This window comes from Micromonospora sp. URMC 107, assembly GCF_051386315.1.
Lineage (GTDB): Bacteria > Actinomycetota > Actinomycetes > Mycobacteriales > Micromonosporaceae > Micromonospora.
Window position 1 is genome coordinate 4,150 of record NZ_JBPQTK010000008.1, and the last position, 22,988, is coordinate 27,137.

Sequence of the window (22,988 nt, forward strand, 5' to 3'; positions counted from 1 at the left end):
CTATATTTCGTCGATATCGCCGACCGCCGGGCCGCACGGCTCACCCGGTGCGCGCCTTCCCACCACCGGCTCCCCGTCGGCCTCCGCGCGCTCCGACCCGGCCCGCCCGGCCTCGGCCCGTGCGGTCTCCGCGCGCTCCGACTCCGCGCGTTCGGTCTCCGCGCGCTCCGACTCGGCGGCGGCGCGACCGCCGAAGCCGAGCACCGCGAGCACCGCGATCACCCCCATCGCCCCGCCCACGACCAGCATGGCCGTGGTGACGTCCGTCGAGTCGAGCAGGAAGCCGGCGAAGAGCGCCCCGAGCGAGTTGGCTCCCGAGCTGAGCAGCATGACGATCGAGCCGGCCCGCCCGCGCAGGTGGTCGGGCGCGGACCGGAGCACGTAGAGCATCCCGGCCACGTTGCTGATGCCGGCGCCATAGTGGATCAACGCGAAGATCGCGCCGAGGACGACGAGGCCCGGGGCCAGCCCGATCAGCGGCATCAGCACCGCCCAGGCGATGTTGACCCCCATGATGATCCGGCGGATCCCCCAGCGGCTCAGGTAGAAGTTGCTGGTCATCGCGCCGGCCATGCCGAGCACGCTGTTCACCACCAGCAGCATGCCGACCGTGGGTGGCGACCCGCCCCGGGCCTTGACGATCACCACCAGCCCGAGCCCGAGCACCTGGAACAGGATGTTGCTCGCCGCGAAGAGGCCGAGGGCGCGGCGCAGGTAGAGCTGGCCCCAGACGAAGGCGAAGCCCTCCCGCATCCGGGCCAGCAGCCCGCCGGGCTCGTCCGCCCGCGCCTTCGGCGCCTGCAGGTCCCGCCGGACGAAGAGCAGGGTGACCAGCGAGACCACGTGCATCAGCACGGCGAAGCCGAACGGCGCCCAGCGGGTCAGCGCGTACAGCAGGGTGCCGGCCGGCTGACCGAGGATGCTGGCCGCGTTGGCCCGTGACTCGTTGGCCGCCGTCGCCGCGCCGTACCGGTCGGCCGGCACCACGTTGAACACCGCGGCGCGCTCGGCCAGGGCGTAGCAGATGCCCAGGCTGGCCTCCACGAACGCGACCGCCATCAGGTGCGGCAGCCACACCGCGTCCCGGGCGACCGCGACCGCGACGCTGCCGATCGCGACGATCCGCCCGGCGTTGCAGAGGACCATCGTGCGGCGCCGGTCCCAGCGGTCCACCAGCGCGCCGGCCGGCAGCTGGGTGACCAGGTTGGGCAGCAACGCGGCGAAGGTGACCAGGCTGGCCGCCGTGGCCGATCCCGTGGACCAGAAGACCAGCAGGGTGTAGCTGATCGAGGTGGCCCGGGAGCCCAGCGCGGAGACCCCGGAGCCGACCCAGAGCAGCAGGAAGTCACGGTTGCCGGTCAGGCGGCCCGGTTGCCGGGACGTGGCCGCCGGGCGCCCGACCGCGCTCACGACGGATACCCGGCGGGGGCGGCCCGGCACCAGTCGAGCACGGCCATCGCGCTGTAGAGCTTGTTCTCCGCCTGCTGGAAGGCGATGCTGGCCGGCCCGTCGAGGACCTCGGCGGTCACCTCCTCCCCCCGGTGCGCCGGCAGGTCGTGCATGAAGACCGCGTGCGGGCTGCGCCGCCACAGCTCCCGGTCCACCCGGAACGGGGCGAAGCGCACCCGCCAGTCGGGGTCGGGCTTGCTGGTGCCGGTGGTCTGCCAGCGGGTGGTGTAGATGGCGTCCCGGTCACCCGGCAGGTCGTCCATGTGGTGCCGCTCGACGAGGTGAGCGCCGCAGCGCTGCGCCTGCGCCCGCGCGACCGCCGCGATGCCGGCTGGCAGCCCGTACCCCGCCGGGGTGCGCAGCTCCAGCTCGACGCCGGGGAAGCGGGTCAGTGCCAGGGCCAGGGCCGTCGCGGTGTTGTTCGCCTCGCCCAGGTAGAGCAGCCGCAGCTGCTCGATCCGGCCGAAGCGGCGCAGCAGGGTGGTCAGGTCGGCCAGCGCCTGCGTCGGGTGCTCCTCGGCGCTCATCGCGTTGATCACGGCCATCCGGTGCTGCCGTGACCAGTCGCGCATCTCCCCCGGGTCGGCGGCGGTCCGCGCCACCAGCACGTCGAGCATGCCCGACAGCACCCGGCCGGTGTCCGCGCTGGACTCGCCGGTGTTGACCTGGAGGTCGTCCGGCCCGTACTGGATGGTCTTCGCGCCGAGCCGCAGCGCGGCGACGGTGAACGCGGTCCGGGTCCGGGTCGACGTCTTCACGAAGTAGGTGCCGACCACCCGGTCGGCCAGCGAGCTGGCGGACTCGCCGGCGGCGAACCTCGCCCCCCGCGCCACGATCGAGTAGAGGTCGTCGTCGGTCAGGTCGCGGATCGACACGAGGTGCCGCACCTGCCGGGTCGGTGGGTCGGTGACCGTGGCGATGCTCGGTACGGTCGTCATCACATTTCCTCCGTCAGTGCGGTGTCGGACGCCAGGCGCGACACGACCTCGTGGCCCTCGTCGCCGTTGGTCAGCAGCACCAGCCCGGACCCGTCGGGCACCCGGCCGGCGGTGAGCGCGCGGTAGCCGGGGACCCGGCCGCGGTGGGTGAACTCCACTTGCGCTCCGGCGGGCCCCTCGATGCGGTCGACCATGCAGCCGAGCCCGAAGACGCCGCCCGCTCCGGCGGTCAGTTGCGCCACCGCCAGCTCCTGGCTCAGCAGGGCCGCGCCGCCCTGGTGCGCGAGGTGGATCTCCCTGACGAGCTGCGCCAGGTCGGTGGCGGTGGTCCAGAGACCGGCCGCCGCCAGGTCCGTCCGCACCTGCCAGCCACCCGGCAGCGGCTCGCCCCGCTCGTCGTGCCCGACGGCCACCGGCCGGCCGGACGTCTCCGGGAAGCGCTGGTCGAAGCTGCTGCCGGTCATTCCCGTCGGGTCGAAGACCAGCTCGGCCATCAGGTCGGCGAAGGGCGTCGCGGTGACGTCCTCCATGAGCTGCTGCACCACCACGAAGTGGCTGTTGCGCTCCACCGCGACCGGGTCGGGCGCGTCGAACGCCCGGACCGGGCCGGTGGGCACGCCCCGGCCGTGCAGCACGTCCGACAGGGTCGGCACGGGGCCGCCACGCGGGTACCCGGTGCTGCCCGTCGGGGTCAGCCCGGCGACGTGGCAGAGCAGCTGCCGCAGGCTCACCGGCCGGTCGGTGGGCAGCTGCCAGCCCTTCAGGTACGCGTTGACGTCCGTGTCGAGGTGGAGCTGTCCCCGCCCGACGAGGACGAGCGCGCCCACCGCGGCGACCAGCTTGCTGACCGAGCCGACCTGGAAGATGGCCGCCGGGGTCACCGGCGCGTCGCCGCCGGCCGCGAGGTGCCCGGCGGTGCGGACCTCCACCAGCTCGCCGTCCGCGAGCAGGGCCAGCGACGCGCCGGGCACCCGGTGGGCGGCGAGCAGCGGCTCGACGGGCGGCAGCACCGCGGCGGTGCGCGCCACGCCGGCCCGTGCCGCCGGGCCGGCGGGCGCCGCCGCTCGGGTCGGGGTGAGCGAGGCGGCCAGCTCGGCCAGGGTCCGGTCGAGCATCGCCGCCCGCAGCGTCAGCGGGACACCGGCCTGCCGGGCCGCCGTCACCACCGGCACGACCAGCAGCGAGTGCCCGCCCAGGGCGAAGAACCGGTCGTGCCGGCCGACCCGGTCGATCTGGAGGACGCGGGCCCAGATGTCGGCGATCGACTGCTCCAGCCCCGGGCGGGGCGGGACGTGGCCGGCCGCCCCGGCCACGTCCACCGGGGGCAGCGCCCGACGGTCGACCTTGCCGTTGGCGTTGAGCGGGATGGCGGGCACCGGGACGAAGACGCTCGGCACCAGTTGGCTCGGCAGCCAGCGGGCGCAGTGCTCGGCCAGGCCCGGCGCGTCGCCGACGTGGTAGGCCACCAGGCGGGGCCCACCGGCGCCCGTCGACTCGACGGTCACCACCGCGTCCCGCACGCCCGGATGCGCGACCAGCACCGCCCTGACCTCGCCGGGCTCCACCCGGTGGCCACGGATCTTCACCTGGTCGTCGACCCGGCCGAGCAGGTCCAGCTGCCCGTCGGGCAGCCAGCGTCCCAGGTCGCCGGTCCGGTACAGCCGCGCGCCGTCCGCGTCGAACGGATCGGGCACGAACCGGTCGGCGGTCAGGGCCGGCCGTCCGGCGTAGCCCCGGGCGAGACCGGGGCCGCCGAGGTGGACGTGGCCGACCACGCCCACCGGCACCGGTTGCAGGTCGGCGTCGAGGACGTAGGTCCGCATCCCGCCCAGCGGCCGGCCGATCGGCGCGACGTCGGCCGGCAGCGGCCCGGTGACCGGGTACCGGCTGACCGCCACGGTCGCCTCCGTCGGCCCGTACTCGTTGAGCAGCACGGTGTCCGGCGCGAGCGCGTGCCAGCGGTCGCAGACCTGCCGGGTCAGCGCCTCGCCTCCCAGCACCAGCAGCGGGGTCAGGGCGGCGGCCCGGTCCGCGCCGAGCTGGCGGGACAGCAGGTCGAGGTGGCCGGGGGTCAGCTTGACGAAGCTGAACGGGCCGGCGTCGGCCAGCCGCGGGCCCAGCTCGTCCAGGCCGGCGTCGGGCGGCAGCAGCCAGAGCCGCTGCCCGGTGACCAGCGGCGCCCAGATGCTGGTGACCACCATGTCGTACGCGACCGACGAGAAGAGCGCCGCGCCGCCGGTGCGGTCGGCGACGAGTTCCTCGGCCGCCCAGCCCAGATAGTTGGCGAGGCTGCGGTGGCTGATCTGCACCCCGTTCGGCCGGCCGGTCGAGCCGGAGGTGAAGATGACGTACGCGAGGTGGTCCGGGTCGATCCGGCCGTCCGGCGGGTCGGCGGGCAGCGCGGCGATCCGCCCGGCGTCGCGGTCGAGCAGCACCAGCTCCACGCCGGTGAACCGGTCGGCGTGGCCGGTCGAGGTCACCACCACCGTCGCCCCGGCGTCGGCGAGCATCGCGGCGACCCGCTCGGCCGGGTGCCCCGGGTCGATCGGCAGGTACGCGCCGCCGGCCCGCCAGATGCCGAGCAGGGCGGCGACGAGGTCGACGCCCCGGTCCAGCAGCACCCCCACGACCCGCTCCGGGCCGATCCCCGCCCCGCGCAGGTGGTGGCCGATCCGGTTGGCCGCCGCGTCCAGCTCGGCGTAGGTCGTACCGTCGACGGCCTCCGCGTCGGGGGTCGCCGCGGCCCGCGCCGCGACCCGGTCCGGGACCGGGTCGGCGCAGCCCGGCGCGGTCGAGGAGTTCCAGCCCACCAGCACGTCGTGCCGTTCCCCGGCGGGCAGGTACGCCGCCCGGGGGTCGCCGTCGGGGTCGGCCACCATGGCCTCCAGCACCAGCCGGTACATGCCGGCCAGCCGTGTGGCGTCGGCCCGGCCCATGGCGTGGCTGTCGGTGCTCAGTTCGAGCCGGCCGGCGCCCGCGGCGACGGCGAGCGCGAACTCCGAGGTGCTCGCGCCGATCCGCGCCCCGGGCGCGGTGCGCCCGCCGTCCACCTCGGTGAAGTCGAGGTAGCTGAAGTAGACGTCGGTGAGGCGGGCCCCGCGGCCGGGGGTGCGGATGGCCGGCGCCGGGTAGCGCCGGTGCGGCCACAGGTCGGCCTCGCGGGCGTGCACCCGCTCGATGAGCTCCCGCCAGCTGGTCGCCCGCCGGTCGTGCGGGAACGGCAGGGTGTTCAGCGACATGGCGTAGACCCGCTCGCTGCCCACCACGTCGGGCCGGGTGTTGCAGACCAGCCCGCTGTAGAAGGTCGGCTCGTCGGTGAGCTGGCTGAGCACCTTCAGGTGCGCGGCGTGCAGCACCGCCTTGAGCGACACCCGGGCCGCCGAGGCCAGGGCCCGCAGCCGCGGCTCCAGGTCGGCGTAGGACACCACCTCGGCGTACGGCTCCCGCTCGGCGGGTGCCGGCGGCGCCCACGCGGCGGGGAGCAGGAACCTCGGGTGCCGTTCGACCACGTCCTGCCAGTAGCGCCGGTCGTCCTCCGAGTCCAGGGCGCGCAGCTCGCCGGCGACGAAGTCGGCGAACCGCACCCCGGGCGGGGTGGTGTCGGTGTCGGGGCCGGCGCCCGCGCGCCGCGCGTGGTAGTGGTCCAGGACCTCCATCACCAGGGCGTGCAGGCTCCAGCCCTCGATGACGACGTGGCAGATGGTGAGCACCAGCCGCCAGCTGCGGTCGGTCTCCAGGCACACGGTGAACCGCAGCAGCGGCGCCCGCTCGACGTCGAACAGCTCCTGGTACTCCTCGCCGACGAGCCGGCGCACCAGGGCCGTCCGGTCCGCCTCGGCCAGCCCGCGCAGGTCGCGGACGCCGACCGGGACGTCCACCGCGCGGTGCACCAGCTGCATGGGCACCGAGTAGCTGGTGGTGTCCACCGAGGTGCGCAGCACGTCGTGCCGGGCCACCACCTCGCCGACGGCGGCCCGCAGCGTCGCCGGGTCGAACGGCTCGTCGTCGGGGACGACGAACGAGGCGACGTTGTGGTAGTGGTTCTGGCCGTTGTCGGCCAGCATCTCCAGCAGCATGCCCAGCTGGACCCGCGACAGCGGGTACACGTCGTCCAGCCCGGCCGGCAGCAGCGGCAGGTCGGCGGGGGCGACCAGCTCGAAGGGCTCGACGGGGCGCTCGGCCGGCGCCGGCGCGTCCCGGCTCGCGAGCACCTCGCAGAGCGCCCGGACGGTGGGGTGCCGGAAGATGTCCGCGACCGTCACGTCCAGCCCGGTCGCACGCATCGTGCCGGCCAGCACCAGCGCCGTGATGGAGTGCCCGCCGAGGTCGAAGAAGCCGTCGACGACGCTCACCGCCGGCAGGCCCAGCACATCGGCCCAGGCGGCGGCCACCCGATCCTCCAGCGGCCCCGCCGCGGCGACGAAGTCCCGCCCCGGCAGCGTCGCGCCGGTGGGCGCGGGCAGCGCCCGCCGGTCCAGCTTGCCGCTGTTGTTGCGCGGCAGCTCGTCCAGCACCACAAACGCCGACGGGACCATGTACTCCGGCAGGCTGCGCGCCAGCCCGGCGCGCAGCGACCCGACCTCCGGCAGAGGCTCGTCGCCGGCCACCAGGTACGCGGTCAGCCGGGAATCGGCCGGGTCGTCCGCGCGCAGCACGACGACCGCCTCCGCGACACCGGGCAGCGCGGTCAGCGCCGCCTCGACCTCGCCCGGCTCGATCCGGTAGCCCCGGAGCTTCACCTGGTCGTCGAGCCGGCCGAGGAACTCCACGCTGCCGTCGGGCAGCCGGGTGGCCAGGTCGCCGGTGCGGTACATCCGGCTGCCGGGCGGGCCGTACGGGTCGGGCAGGAAGCGCCGCGCGGTCAGCTCGGGCTGACCGAGGTAGCCCCGGGCCACCCCGTGCCCGGCCAGGTACACCTCGCCGGGCACCCCTATGGGCGCCGGGTGGCCGTACTGGTCGAGCACGTACATCCGCACCCCGGACAGCGGCCGGCCGATGCGGCTGCCCACCCCGGGCGCGAGGTCGGCCCGGGTGATCCGGTGGTAGGTGGAGTAGACGGTGGTCTCGGTGATCCCGTACATGTTGACCAGCGCCACCCGGGCCAGCCCGAGGCGGGCGGCCCACGGCGCGAGGTCGGCGAAGTCGAGCTTCTCCCCCGCGACCACCACCGCGCGCAGCGACAGGTCCCGGATCCCGGGGGCGTCCTCGGCGGCGAGCCGGACTAGCCCGCGCAACGCCGTCGGGGTCTGCGCCAGCATGGTGACCCGCTGCGCCACCAGCAGGTCCAGCAGGTCCTGCGGCACCCGGGCCACCTCGCGCGGCACCAGCACCAGCCGGCTGCCGTGCAGCAGCGCCCCCCACAGCTCCCAGACGGAGACGTCGAAGGCGTACGAGTGGAACAGCGCCCACACGTCGGTCTCGTCCACCGCGTAGTGCTCCTGCGCGGCGTCGAGCAGGCGCAGCACGTTGGCGTCGCTCACGCAGACGCCCTTGGGCCGGCCGGTCGAGCCGGAGGTGTAGATGACGTAGAGCAGGTCGTCCGGGTCGCGGGCGATTCCCGGATCGGTCTCCGGCTGCCCGGCCAGGTCGCCGGCGTCCAGCAGCACCCGCCGCCCGTCGAAGCCGGCGAGCGACTGCGCCTGCGCGGAGGTGGTCACCACGGTCCGCGCCCCGGCGTCGGCCAGCATGTAGCCGATCCGCTCGGCGGGCTGGGCCGGGTCCAGCGGCAGGTACGCCGCCCCCGCCTTGAGCACGCCGAGCAGCGCCGGCACCAGGTCCGCGTCCCGGTCGAGGCAGACCCCGACGACGGTCTCCCGGCCGGCGCCGGCCGCGCGCAGGTGGTGCGCCAGCCGGTTGGCGGCCGCGTCGACCTGGGCGTACGTCAGCTCGACGGCGCCGGCCACCACCGCCACGGCCTGCGGGTCGCGGGCCAGCTGGGCCTGGAACAGCTCGACCATGGTGCCGGTGACCGGCTCGTCCGCGCCCGGGTCGGTGACGCCGAGCAGGCGGTCCCGCTCGCCACCGGGCACGCAGACGGCCTGGCAGTCGCCGTCGGGGTCGGCGACCATCGCCTCCAGCACCGCCCGGTACATGGCGGCGATCCGGTCCAGGTTGGCCCGGCTGACCAGCCCCGCCCGGGCGGAGAGCGCGTAGCGGCCCCGCTGCGCGAAGCAGGAGAGGTCGAACTCGGTGGCGCCCTCGCCGGCGTTGCCGGTGACCACCGGGCCGGAGCCGTCGCCGGCCCGCGTCGCGCGGGTGAAGTCCTGGTAGTTGAACAGGACGTGCAGCAGCCGGTGGCCGGCCTCGCGCTGCATCTCGGCCAGCGGGAAGCGCCGGTGCGGCCAGAGCGCGACCTCCCGGTCGAACACCGCGGCGACGAGCTCCCGCCAGCTGCGGGCGGACCGGTCGTACGGGAACGGCACCGTGTTGAGGTACATGCCCTGCACCTCGTCGGCGCCGAGCACCTCGGGCCGGGCGTCGCAGACGAGGCCGGCGTGGAAGCCCGGCTCGCCGGTGAGCTGGCTGAGCACCTTCAGGTGCGCGGCGTGCAGCACCGCCTTCACCGACACGTCGGTGTCGCGGGCCAGGGCGCGCAACGCCTCGTCCAGGTCCGTGAAGTCGACCGTGGCGTCGACCGTGGCGTCCGGCGCGTCCGGCTCGCCCCAGCCGGTGGGCAGGGTGAACGGGGCGCGCCCGTCCCACACGGACCGCCAGTGCTCCCGGTCGGCGGTCGACTCCAGCGCGGCGAGTTCGGCGGCGATGAAGTCGGCGTAGCGCACGGGCGGCACGTCGGCGGACGCGGGGGTGCGGCCGTCGACCAGCTCGGCGTAGGCGTCGAGCACCTCGGCGACCAGCCGTGCGCTGCTCCAGCCCTCGGTGACGACGTGGCTGATGGTGAAGGTGAACCACCAGCTCTCGTCGCTGTCCAGGTGCGCCGTGACGCGCAGCAGCGGCGCGGTGGAGACGTCGAACGGGCGGGCCCGCTCGGCGGCGACGAACTCCGCGAAGAGCGCGGCGTGCCGCTCGGTCGGGACGCCCCGGCCGTCCTCGACGCGCACGTCGGGCTCGGCAACGGCGTGCACGAGCTGCATCGGCACCGAGTAGCCGACCAGGTCGAACGACGTGCGCAGGATCTCGTGCCGGGCGACCACGGCGTGCACCGCGCCGCGCAGCGCCTCGGCGTCGAACGGCCGCCCGTCGCGGACCTGGTGGGCCAGCACGCTGTGGTAGACCGCGCGGTCGCCGCTGACGGCCGACTCCACCAGCATGCCGAGCTGGGTGCGCGACGCCGGGTAGGCGTCGACCAGGCCGCCGGGCAGCCGGGCCCGGTCGGCGGCGCCCATCAGCGCGTACGGCGCGACCGGGCGGAACTCGTCGGTGTCGGCGTCGCCCAGCGCGGCGGCCAGCCGGCGTACGGTGCGGTGCGCGAAGACGTCCCGCACGCTGGTGCGGTGCCCGGCGGCGCGCAGCGTGCCGACCAGGGTCACCGCGAGCATCGAGTCGCCGCCCAGGTCGAAGAAGCTGTCGGTGACGCCGACGCGGGCCACGCCGAGCACCCGCGCCCAGATCCCGGCGATCTCCGCCTCGATCTCCCCGGCCGGGGCCTGGTACTCCCCGGTGGCGTACGAACCGGTGTCGGGGGCCGGCAGTTGCCGCCGGTCGACCTTGCCGTTCGGGTCCTTCGGGACGGCGTCGACGGTGACGTAGGCGGCCGGGACCATCGCCTCGGGCAGCGCGGCCAGCAGCCGCTCCCGCAGCCGGGCCGGGGCCGGTGCCTCGCCGGTGGTTGGCAGCACGTACCCGACGAGGACGCGCCGGCCGTCCTGCTCGCGCACGGCGGCGACCGCCTCGGCCACGCCGGGGCAGGCCCGCAGGGCCGTCTCGATCTCCCCCAGCTCGATGCGTACGCCGTGCAGCTTGACCTGCGAGTCCAGCCGGCCCAGGAAGTCCACGGTGCCGTCCGGGCGCCACCCCGCCGCGTCCCCGGTGCGGTAGAGCCGCGCCCCGGGCGGGCCGTACGGGTCCGGCACGAACCTCTCGCCGGTCGGCCCCGGCCGGCCCAGGTAACCCCGGGCCAGTCCCGTCCCGCCGACGCACAGCTCGCCGGGCACGCCGACCGGCACCGGGTCGAGCCGGTCGTCGAGGACGTACAGGCGCAGGTTCGGGTGGGGCGTGCCGAGCGGCACCCGGGACAGCCCGGCCAGGGCGTCGGCGGTGCACCGCCAACTGCTCACGTCGACGGTGGCCTCGGCCGGCCCGTACGTGTTGTGCAGCTCGCAGCCGGGCAGCGCGGCCAGGAACGCCCGCGCCACGTCGACGGCGATCTCCTCGCCGCCCACCGCCACCGACCGCAGCGACCGGCACCCGGCCAGCCCCTCGGCCAGCAGCGCCGGGAGCATCGACGGCACGAAGTGGACGGTGGTGACGCCCTCGCGGGCCATCAGCTCGCACAGGTACGCGGGGTCGCGGTGCCCGCCGGGGCGGGCCACCACGATCCGGGCGCCCGCCGACAGGGCCGCGTAGACCTCTCCCGGCGAGACGTCGAAGCCGATCTCGGTCTTCTGGAGCACGACGGCGTCGGAGCCCAGCCGGTAGACCTGCGCGCCGACGTGCTCGGTGCGGTTGACCAAAGCCCGGTGCGACAGCAACGAGCCCTTGGGGCGGCCTGTGGAACCCGAGGTGTAGATGACGACGCTGCCGTTGTCCGGGCCGGTGAGCGGCTCCGGGTCGGTCGGCGGCCGGTCGGCCCAGGCGTCCGGCTCGTCGAGCAGCACCACCGTGGCCTCGACCGGCGGCAGTTGCGCCCGCAGCTCGGCGGTGGTGAGCAGCACCGGGGCCGCCGCGTCGGCGAGCATGAACGCCAACCGCTCCGCCGGGTACGACGGATCCAACGGCAGGTACACCCCACCGGCCTTGTGCACCGCCAACATCGCCACGACCTGCTCCACCGACCGGTGCGCGCACACCCCGACCAGGACCTCCGGCCCCACCCCCAGCTTGCGCAGGTGGTGCGCCAGCCGGTTCGCCCGGCCGTTGAGCTGCCCGTACGAGAAGGACACGCCCTCGGCCGTGAACGCCACCGCGTCCGGCCGCCGCGCCGCCTGCGCCTCGAACGCCGCCGGCAGGTAAGCGCCGACCTCGACGCTGCGGCCCGGGGTGAACCGGGCGAGCTCGGCGCGCTCCCCGGCCGGCAGGCGCGGCGCCGCCGCGTCCCCGTCCGGGTCGGTCACCATCGCCGTCAGCACCTCGCGGAACATCGCCCCGATCCGCACGAGGGCGGCCGGGTCGGCGGTCCGGCTGTCGCTGACCAGGCGGACGGTCCCGCCGCCCGCCCCGACCGACAGGCCGAACTCGGTGGCCCCGGGCCCGCCGACCTCGACGAGGTCGGTGCCGGCGCCGGTCGCCTCGACCGTGCCGCCGCCGTCCTGCCGGGTCTCCACGTAGCCGAAGACGACGTCGATCGGGCGGGAGCTGGCACCGGCCAGCCGCGCCACCGCCGGCAGCGGGTACCGCCGGTGCGGCCACAGCTCCACCTCGCGGTCGAACACCGACCGCACCAGCTCCCGCCACGTGCCCGCCGAGCGGGCGTGCGCGAACGGCAGCACGTTGATGTACATGCCGTGCACCCGCTCCGCGCCCCGCACCTCGGGGCGCGCGTCGCACACCAGGCCCGTGTAGAAGGCGGACTCGTTGGTGAGCTGGCTCATCACCTTCAGGTGCGCGGCGTGCAGCACCGCCTTGACGGACGTGCCGGTGTCGCTGGCGAGGCGGCGGACCGCCGCGTCCAGGTCGTGCACGTCGACGGTGTGCCGGCAGACCGCCGCCGGGCCGGACCGGTCGCCGAAGGCGTCCGGGAGGGTCAGCTTCGGCCGGCCGGTCACCACCGCCCGCCAGTGCGCGACGGTCTCCGGCGAGCGCAGCGCCTCCAGTTCGCCGGCGACGTGGTCGGCGTACCGGACGGCGGGAGGTTCGACCGGCGTCGGCGCCTCGCCCCGGCTTCGCCGGGCGTACTCGCCGAGCAGCTCGGCGAGCAGGGCGTCGAGGTCCCAGCCGCCGGTGACCAGGTGGCTCACCGCGAGGGTCAGCCACCAGGCCCCCGCGCCGTCGGCGTGCGCGGCGACGCGCAGCAGGGGCGCCGCCGAGTCCAGGTCGAAGGGGGTACGCCGCTCGGCGGCCAGGTGCTCGGAGTGAGCGGCGGCCGGGTGCACGGTGACCGGCACGGCGGTGCTCGCGCGCACCAGCTGCATCGGCACCGAGTAGCCGGTCAGGTCGACCGAGGTGCGCAGCGTCTCGTGCCGGGCGACCAGCGCGTCGACCGTCGCCTGGAGCGCGTCGGCGGCGAACGGCCGGCCGTCGTCGACCCGGACCGACTGCACGACGTGGTACAGCGACCTGCCGGGATCCTTCTGGATCTCCACGGCCATGCCGACCTGGGCCTGCGTCGCCGGGTACGCGTCGACCAGCCCGCCGGGCAGCCTGGCCCGGTCGGCGGCGTTGATCAGCGCGTACGGCTCGACGGGGCGAAAGGCCCCCTCCTTGGCGGTGTCGGCCTCGGCGAGGGCGGTGACCAGGCGGCGGATCGTGCGGTGCGCGAAGATGTCCCGCACCGTGACGTCGTGGCCCGCGGCGCGGAGCGACCCGACCAGGGTCACCGCCGTCATCGAGTCGCCGCCCAGGTCGAAGAAGCTCTCGGTGACGCTGACCCGGTCGAGGTCGAGCACCCACGACCAGACGCCGGCCATCGCCGACTCCACCGGGCCGTTGGGCCGCTCGTAGCGGCCCCGGGCGTAGGAGCGCGCGTCCGGCGCCGGCAGTTGCCGCCGGTCGACCTTGCCGTGCGGGTCCACGGGGACGGCGTCGACCGTGACGTAGGCGGCCGGCACCATCGCCTCCGGCAGCTCGGCCAGCAGCCGTTCCCGCAGCTCGCCGGGGGTGGGCGCGGCTGCGCCGTCGGTGACGAGGTAGCCGACGAGGGTGCGCCGGCCGTCCTGCTCGCGGACCGCGGCGACCGCGTCGGTCACCCCGGGGCAGGCCCGCAGGGCCGTCTCGATCTCCCCCAGCTCGATGCGTACGCCGTGCAGCTTGACCTGCGAGTCGATGCGGCCCAGGAAGTCGACCGTGCCGTCGGGTCGCCACGCCGCCGCGTCCCCGGTGCGGTAGAGCCGCGACCCGGGCGGACCGTACGGGTCCGGCACGAACCGCTGCGCGGTCGTACCGGGCGCCCCGAGGTAGCCCCGGGCCAGCCCGAGCCCGCCGACGCACAGCTCGCCGCGCACCCCGACCGGCACCGGTTGCAGGTCCTCGTCGAGCACCCGGACGGTGAGGTTGGTGAACGGGGTGCCGAGCGGCACCCGGGACAGCCCGCGCAGGGCCTCGGCGGTGCAGAGCCAGCTGGTGACGTCGACGGTGGTCTCGGCCGGGCCGTACGTGTTGTGCAGCTCGCAGTCCGGTAGCGCGGTCAGGAACGCCCGCGCCACGTCGACCGCGATCTCCTCGCCGCCCACCGCCACCGACCGCAGCGACCGGCACGCGCCGATCCCCTCGGCCAGCAGCGCCGACAGCATGCTCGGCACCAGCTCGACGGCGGTGACGCCCTCGCGGACGATCAGCTCCCGCAGGTACGCGGGGTCGCGGTGCCCGCCGGGGCGGGCCACCACGATCCGGGCGCCTGCCGACAGGGCCGCGTAGACCTCGGCCGGGGAGACGTCGAAGCCGATCTCGGTCTTCTGGAGCAGCACCGCCCGCTCGTCGAGGCGGTTGATCCGCCGGCCGGCGTACGCGGAGCGGTTGACCATCCCCCGGTGCGGCACGAGGACGCCCTTGGGCTGGCCGGTCGAGCCGGAGGTGTAGATGACGTAGCAGCCGCTGTCGGCGTGGGTGAGCGGCTCCGGGTCGGTGGCCGGCTGGCCGGCCCAGGCGTCCGGGCCGTCCAGCAGCACGGTGACGGCCTCGGCCGCCGGGAGCTGGCCGCGCAGCTCGGCGGTGGTGAGCAGCACCGGGGCCGCCGCGTCGGTAAGCATGAACGCCAACCGCTCCGCCGGGTACGACGGATCCAACGGCAGGTACACCCCACCGGCCTTGTGCACCGCCAGCATCGCCACGACCTGCTCGACCGAGCGGTGCGCACACACCCCGACCAGGACCTCCGGCCCCACCCCCAACTGACGCAGGTGGTGCGCCAACCGGTTCGCCCGGGCGTTGAGGTCCCGGTAGCTCACGCGGGTGCCGTCGCAGGTGAGCGCCACCGCGTCCGGCCGCCGCGCCGCCTGCGCCTCGAACGCCGCCGGGGCGTACCCGCCGGCCTCGGCGGTGCCGCCGGCCGACCAGGCCTCGATCTCGTCGCGCTCGGCCGACGGCAGGCGGACGGCGACCGCGTCGCCCTCGGGGTCGGCGACCATCGCCGTCAGCACCTGGCGGAACATCGCCCCCAACCGGGCCAGCGCGGCGGGACCGAAGACGTGGCTGTCGCCGACCAGGTCGAGGAAGCCGCCGGCGGCGGTCACCTGGAGGGCGAACTCGGTGCCGCCCTCCCCGGCGATGGCCTCGAAGTCGACGGACTCGTCGGCGACGACCCCGGCGCGGCGGAACTCGGTGTAGTCGAAGACGACGTCGATCGGGCGGGACCCGGCACCGGCCATCCGCTGCACCGCCGGCAGCGGGTACCGCCGGTGCGGCCACAGCTCCACCTCGCGGTCGAACACCGACCGCACCAGCTCCCGCCACGTGCCCGCACCGCGCGCGTACCCGAACGGCAGCACGTTGATGTACATGCCGTGCACCCGCTCCGCGCCCCGCACCTCCGGCCGCGCGTCGCACACCAGCCCCGTGTAGAACCGGCCCTGGTCGGTGAGCTGGCTCATCACCTTCAGGTGCGCGGCGTGCAGCACCGACTTGGGCGACACGTCGAGGGTCGACGCGAGCGCGCGCAGCTTCGGCTCCAGGTCCTGGAAGCTGACCCGGGTGCGCAGGCTCTCCCGGGGGCCGTCGGTGCGGCCCCAGCCGTCCGGCGGGGTGAAGCCGGCGTACCCGTCGACGACGCCCCGCCAGTACGCCTCGTCCTCGCCGGCCGTCAGCGCCGCCAGTTCGGCGGCGACGAAGTCGGCGTACCGGACGGCGGTCGGCTCCGGCGACTCCGGCACCATGCCGGCGCTGCGCCGCTCGTAGCAGCCGATCAGCTCGACCAGCAGGGTGTTCAGGTCCCAGCCGCCGGTGACCAGGTGGCTGACGGCGACGGTGAGCCACCAGCCCCGCTCGTCGGTGCGGTGCGCGGCGACCCGCAGCAGCGGCGCCGGCTGGTCCAGCGCGAAGGGTCGCGCCCGTTCCGCGTCCACGTACGCCCGCAGCCGGGCCTCGACGTCCCCGCCGGTCAGCTCCGTGACCCGCACGTCGACCGGCGCCTCGGCGTGCACGAGCTGCATCGGCACGGAGAAGCCGGTGAGGTCGAACGAGGTGCGCAGCGTCTCGTGCCGGCCGACCACGTCCCGCACGGCGGCCCGCAGCGCGTCGGCCGAGAACGGCCGTCCACTGTGCACCCGGAAGCAGCGGACGATGTGGTACAGCGACTTGCCGGGATCCTTCTGGATCTCCACGGCCATCCCGACCTGTGCCTGCACGGCCGGGTACGCGTCGACGAGCCCGGCGGGCAGGGCGGCCCGGTCGGCGGCCGTCAGCAGGGAGAAGGGCGCGACGGCCTGGAAGGCCGGCGCCGCCGGTGCGGCGTCCTTGGCGCCGAGGTGCCCGGCCAGGGCGGCGACCGTGCGGTGCAGGAAGACGTCCCGGACGGCCACCGGGAAGCCGGCCGCCCGCAGCGCGCCGACCAGGGCGACCGCCCGCAGCGAGTCGCCGCCGAGGTCGAAGAAGCTGTCCTGGGTGCTGACCCGCTCCAGGTTGAGCACCTGGCCCCAGATGCCGGCCAGCTGGGCCTCCAGCTCCGTGGCCGGGGCGACGTGCACCCGCTCGACCGGCACCGCGGCGTCCCAGAGGGCGGCCCGGTCGACCTTGCCGTTGGCGTTGAGCGGGATCGCCTCCACGGCCACGAACTCGGCCGGGATCATGTACTCCGGCAACTGCTCCGCGCAGCGCCGCCGCACCCGGTCAAGCAGGCCGGGGGTCGCCGACGCGGCCGGCCGGTAGAAGGCCACCAGCCGCGCGTCGCCCTCGGCGGCTGAGCCCGAGACCAGGGCGACCGCGTCGGCCACGCCATCGGTGCCCTCCAGGACCGACTCGATCTCGCCGAGTTCGATCCGGTAGCCGCGGACCTTCACCTGGTGGTCGACGCGGCCGACGAACTCCACCGCCCCGTCGGCCATCCGGCGCACCAGGTCCCCCGTGCGGTACATCCGCGCTCCCGCCGCCCCGAAGGGGTCCGGGACGAAGCGCTCCGCCGTCAGCCCCGGCTGGCCCGCGTATCCCCGGGCCACGCCCACACCGCCCACGTACAACTCGCCGACCACACCCACCGGCGACAGGTGCAGGTCCCGGTTGAGCACGTACATCGTCATGCCCGGCAGCGCCCGACCGATCGGCACCACCGGACCCGACTGCTCCGCCACGACCGGGAAGACACAGGTGCCCACACTCGCCTCGGTCGGCCCGTACTCGTTCACCAGACCACCCGCACCCAACAGCGTCAGCCACCGGTTCGCCAACGCCGCCGGCAACGCCTCACCCGCGACCACCACCACCGCCGCCAACGACGCCAACGCCTCATCCGACAACTGCCGACCAAGAATCTCCAGATGACCCGGCGTCAACTTCAAGAAACTGAACGGCCCCGAAGACGCCAACACCGCACCCAACTCGGCCAGATCCACCTCCTGACCCACCATCACCACCCGCTGACCCGCCACCAACGGCGCCCACAGATTCGGCACCTGCAAGTCGAACGCCACCGACGAGAACACCGCACAACCACCCGCACCACGCGACACCAACTCACCCGCCGCCCACCGCACATGATTCGCCAACCCCCGGTGCGTCACCTGCACACCCTTCGGCCGACCCGTCGACCCCGACGTGAAAATCACGTACGCCAAATCGTCGAGATCCGTGGCGTGGACCGGCAGCGGCGCGTCGCTCTCGCCGATCTCCTCGACGCGCACCACCTCCACGCCGACCGGGGCGAACCGGTCGGCGTACCGGTGCGAGGTCACCGCGACCCGGGCGCCAGCGTCGGCCAGCATCGCGGCGATGCGGCCCGGCGGGTACGACGGATCCACCGGCACGAACGCCGCACCCGCCTTCCACACCCCCACCATCGACGCCACCAGCTCCACACCACGGTCCAACAGCACACCCACCACCGCACCGGCACCCACACCCCGGCCGGCCAGGCGTCGCCCGATCGCCGCCGCGCGGGAGTCCAGCTCAGCGAAGCCCGCCCCCGCGCCGCCCGGCACGGAGACGGCCTCCGCCGACGGCGCCTCGGCCACCCGCGCCTCGAACTCGGCCAGGACCGAACGCGACACCGGCGCCACCGCCGACGCCCCGTCGGCCAACACCACCGACACCTCACCCGCCGGCAGACACACCACCGACGCGTCACCGTCCACGTCGGCGACCATCGCCTCCAACACCGCCCGGTACATGCCACCGAGGCGCAGGACGTTGGGGTAGCTGACCTGGTGCGGCCGGGCCAGGATGTTGAGGACGCCGCCGAGCGTGGAGACGTGCAGGCCGAACTCGCCGCTGGCCTCGTAGATCGCGTCGTCGAAGCCGACCCGCTCGGTGTCGACCTGCTCGAAGTCGAGGTAGTTGAAGAGGATCTCGATCGGCCGGCGCCCGTCGCCGAGCCGCTGCACGGCGGGCAGCGGGTAGCGGCGGTGCGGCCACAGCTCCAGCTCCCCGGCGTACGTGCCCCGGACCAGCTCCCGCCAGGTCCGCGCGCCCGCGTCGTGCACGAACGGCAGCGTGTTCAGGTGCATCCCGTAGACCCGGTCGGCGCCGGTCACCTCGGGCCGGCCGTGGCTGACCAGCCCGCTGGTGAACACGGGCTCGGCGGTGAGCTGGCTCATCACCTTCAGGTGCGCGGCCAGCAGCACGCTCTTCAGCGACGTGTCGGTCCGGCTGGCCAGCTCGCGCAGGTCGTCCATCAGGTCGTGCAGGGGGACGCGGGTACCGCACTCGTACTCCGGGACCGACTCGTCCTCGCCCCAGCCGGCGGGCAGCTCGAAGACCGGCCGGGCCACGACGCCCTGCCAGTAGTCGCGGTCCTCGGCCGACGCCAGCGCCTCGATCTCGCCGGCCACGAAGTCGGCGTAGCGGACCGGGGGCGCCTCGAACGCGGCCGGCGCGCCGGTGTCCCGCAGGCTGCGGTAGTTGTCGAGGATCTCCATCAGCAGCGAGTGGTGGCTCCAGCCCTCGAGGATGCCGTGCGACATGGTCAGCACGAACCACCACGTGTCGTCACGGCCGGCCGCCCCGGCGATGCGCAGCTGCGGAACCTCGTCGGGGGTGAACGGCCGGGCCCGCTCGGCGGCCAGGTACGCCCGCAGCCGCTGCTCGGCCTCCTCGTCCGTGCCGTCGCGCAGGTCGAGCACCGTGACGTCGACGGGCGCCTCGGCGTGCACGAGCTGCATCGGCACCGAGTAGCCGGTCAGGTCGAAGGAGGTGCGCAGGATCTCGTGCCGGTCCACCACGGTCCGCACGGCCCGGCGCAGCGCGTCGCCGTCGAAGGCGTGCTCGTCGCGGATCGGGAACGCCGACACGTTGTGGTAGGTGCGTCGCTCGGAGTCGGAGAGGGTGACCACCAGCATGGCGAGCTGCACCTGCGCGCACGGGTACGCGTCGGCGAGCCCGGCGGGCAGGGCGGCCCGGTCGGCGTCGGCGAGCAGGCTGAACGGGACGACCGCCCGGAAGGCGGGCGCCGCCTCGACGTCGTCCCCGCCGGCGAGGTGCTGCGCCAGGGCGGCGACCGTGCGGTGCACGAAGACGTCGCGTACCGAGACGGGGTGCCCGGCGCCGCGCAGCGCGCCCACGAGCGCGATGGCGCTGATGGAGTGCCCACCAAGGTCGAAGAAGCTCTCCTGGGTGCTGACCCGCTCCAGGTTGAGCACCTGGCCCCAGATGCCGGCCAGCTGGGCCTCCAGCTCCGTGGCCGGGGCGACGTGCACCCGCTCGACCGGCACCGCGGCGTCCCAGAGGGCGGCCCGGTCGACCTTGCCGTTGGCGTTGAGCGGGATCGCCTCCACGGCGACGAACTCGGCCGGGATCATGTACTCCGGCAACTGCTCCGCGCAGCGCCGCCGCACCCGGTCCAGCAGGCCGGGGGTCGCCGACGCGGTCGGCCGGTAGAACACCACGAGCCGGTCCGACTCGCCGACCAGGGCGACCGCGTCGCCGACGCCGTCGGCGCCCTCGACGACCGACTCGATCTCGCCGAGTTCGATCCGGTAGCCGCGGATCTTCACCTGGTGGTCGACGCGGCCGACGAACTCCACCGCCCCGTCGGGCATCCGGCGCACCAGGTCCCCGGTCCGGTACATCCGCGCCCCGGCGCCGGTTCCGGGCTCGACGCCGGCTGGGGCGAACGGGTCGGGCAGGAACCGGTCGGCAGTGAGCGCCGGCTGACCCGCGTATCCCCGGGCCACGCCCACACCGCCCACGTACAACTCGCCGACCACACCCACCGGCGACAGGTGCAGGTCCCGGTTGAGCACGTACATCGTCATGCCCGGCAGCGCCCGACCGATCGGCACCACCGGACCCGACTGCTCCGCCACGACCGGGAAGACACAGGTGCCCACACTCGCCTCGGTCGGCCCGTACTCGTTCACCAGACCACCCGCACCCAACAGCGTCAGCCACCGGTTCGCCAACGCCGCCGGCAACGCCTCACCCGCGACCACCACCACCGCCGCCAACGACGCCAACGCCTCATCCGACAACTGCCGACCAAGAATCTCCAGATGACCCGGCGTCAACTTCAAGAAACTGAACGGACCCGAAGACGCCAACACCGCACCCAACTCGGCCAGATCCACCTCCTGACCCACCATCACCACCCGCTGACCCGCCACCAACGGCGCCCACAGATTCGGCACCTGCAAGTCGAACGCCACCGACGAGAACACCGCACAACCACCCGCACCACGCGACGCCAACTCACCCGCCGCCCACCGCACATGATTCGCCAAACCCCGGTGCGTCACCTGCACACCCTTCGGCCGACCCGTCGACCCCGACGTGAAAATCACGTACGCCAACTCGTCGAGATCCGTGGCGTGGACCGGCAGCGGCGCGTCGCTCTCGCCGATCTCCTCGACGCGCACCACCTCCACGCCGACCGGGGCGAACCGGTCGGCGTACCGGTGCGAGGTCACCGCGACCCGGGCGCCAGCGTCGGCCAGCATCGCGGCGATGCGGCCCGGTGGGTACGACGGATCCACCGGCACGAACGCCGCACCCGCCTTCCACACCCCCACCATCGACGCCACCAGCTCCACACCACGGTCCAACAGCACACCCACCACCGCACCGGCACCCACGCCCCGCGCGGACAGCCACCGGGCGACGTTCTCCGCCCGCGCGTCCAGGCCCGCGAAGTCGACCGACCGGCCGCCCGGGACCGATACGGCCTCCGCCGACGGCACCTCCGCCACCCGCGCCTCGAACTCGGCCAGGACCGAACGCGACACCGGCGCCACCGCCGACGCCCCGTCGGCCAACACCACCGACACCTCACCCGCCGGCAGACACACCACCGACGCGTCACCGTCCACGTCGGCGACCATCGCCTCCAACACCGCCCGGTACATGCCACCGAGGCGGGCGACCTGCGCGACGCCGAGGTGGCGCAGGTTGGCCTCCAGCGTGATGAAGCCGAGCCGGCTGATCACGCCCAGCGGGAACTCGTTCGGGCTGTCGTCGATCGAGTCGGCGTAGTCGACTTCGTCGGTGTCGATCTGGTGGAAGTCGTGGAAGCTGAACCGGACGTCGAGCATCCGGCCGCCGTCGCCGACCTCCCGCTGGAGCACCGGCAGCGGGTACCGGCGGTGCGGCCACAGCTCCAGCTCCCGGGCGAACGTCCGCCCGATCAGCTCGCGCCAGGTCCGCGCGCCCGCGTCGTGCACGAACGGCACGGTGTTCAGGTGCATCCCGTAGACCCGGTCGGCGCCGGCCACCTCGGGCCGGATGTTGCACACCAGCCCGGTGAAGAAGGACTCCGAGCCTGTCAGCTGGCTCATCACCTTCAGGTGCGCGGCCAGCATCACCGACTTGAACGGCACGCCGGTCTCGCGGGCCAGCGCCCGCAGGCCCGGCTCCAGGTCGTGCAGCGGCACCCAGTGGTCGTACTGGGCGCCGGGCTCGGCGGCCGGGTCGCCCCAGCCCTCCGGCAGCACGAACCGGTCCCGGCCGGCGATCCGGTCGTGCCAGAAGGCGCGATCGGGCCCGTCGCCGGTGGAGCGCAGCTCGGCGGCGACCGCGTCGGCGAAGCGCACCGGCGGGGCCGGGCGGGGCTCGACCGGCAGCCCGTCGCGGATCCGGTGGTACGCGCCGACCAGCTCCATCATCAGGGAGTGGTAGCTCCAGCCGTCCATAATGGGGTGGCACTCGGTGAGGGTGAGCCACCAGCTGCCGTCCGCGCAGACCCGCGCGTGCAGCCGGAACAGCGCCGGCCGGCCGAGGTCGAACATGTCGGCCCGCTCGGCGGCGATGAAGTCGCGCAGCTCCCGCTCCAGGCCGGCCCGGTCGGTGGCCTGCGTCCGGTCCATGCCGACGGGCATCTCGGCGGTGGCGTGCACGAGCTGCATCGGCACCGAGTAGCCGGTCAGGTCGAAGGAGGTGCGCAGCACCTCGTGCCGGCGCACCAGCAGCGCGGCGGCCTCCCGGAACGCCTCGAACGAGAACTCGCCGGTGTCGGGGATGCGGTACGTGGTGGCGTTGAGGTAGTGGTTGCGCTCGTCGGCGAGCATCTCCGCGAGCATGCCGAGCTGCACCTGGGTGCACGGGTACGCGTCGACGACGCCGTCGGGCAGCGCGGCCCGGTCGGCCTCGGAGATCAGCGCGAACGCCTCGACGGCCGGCTCCGCGGCGGCGGGCGCGGGCCGGCCGGTGAGGAACTCCGCCAGCTCGGCGATGCTGCGGCGCTCGAAGAGGTCGCGCACCTGCACGTCGAGGCCGGCGGCCCGGATGGCGGCGGCGAGCGCCACGGCGCGGATCGAGTCGCCGCCGACGTCGAAGAAGCCGTCCTCGACGCCGACCCGCTCCAGGCCGAGCAGCTCCGCCCAGATCGCCGCGAGCCGCTCCTCCACCTCGGTACGCGGCGCCAGGTAGGGCCGGTCGGTGGCGGTCACCGTACGGTCGGGCGCCGGCAGCGCCCGCTTGTCGAGCTTGCCGTTGCCGGTCAGCGGCAGCCGGGCCAGCGGCACGAACGCCGACGGGATCATGTACTCGGGCAGGGTGCGGGCCAGCGCCGCGCGCACCTGCCCCGGCCGGGGCAGCTCCACCTGCTCGTCGACGACCGAGTACGCCACCAGCCGCCGGTCGCCGGGGCTGTCCTCGCGGACGACGACCACCGCCTCCCGCACCCCGGGCAGGGCCGAGATGGCGGCCTCGATCTCGCCCAGCTCGACCCGGTAGCCCCGGATCTTGACCTGGTCG

3 protein-coding genes (1 of these 3 running past the window's edge) are annotated in these 22,988 nt (G+C 74.7%); all 3 read right to left on the bottom strand.

Features of this window, described 5'->3' with window-relative positions:
* Tightly spaced (each overlapping or abutting the next), the 3 genes in view from ACSNN9_RS03105 to ACSNN9_RS03115 form a layout consistent with a single transcriptional unit that may run on beyond the window.
* Entirely contained in the window at window positions 1-1,410 is a 1,410-nt protein-coding gene (locus ACSNN9_RS03105; protein WP_436671092.1) for an MFS transporter, read from the bottom strand.
* Entirely contained in the window at window positions 1,407-2,387 is a 981-nt protein-coding gene (locus ACSNN9_RS03110; protein ID WP_436671094.1) for an ornithine carbamoyltransferase, read from the bottom strand. Before ACSNN9_RS03110 ends, ACSNN9_RS03105 begins: the two co-directional genes overlap by 4 nt.
* On the bottom strand, window positions 2,387-22,988 hold the 3' portion of the coding sequence (locus ACSNN9_RS03115; protein WP_436671095.1) for a non-ribosomal peptide synthase/polyketide synthase. Its footprint extends 2,708 nt past the window's final position; 20,602 of the gene's 23,310 nt are visible here — the last part of the coding sequence; its start codon lies beyond the right edge, outside the window — the gene reads right to left on this strand; its stop codon occupies window positions 2,387-2,389. Before ACSNN9_RS03115 ends, ACSNN9_RS03110 begins: the two co-directional genes overlap by 1 nt.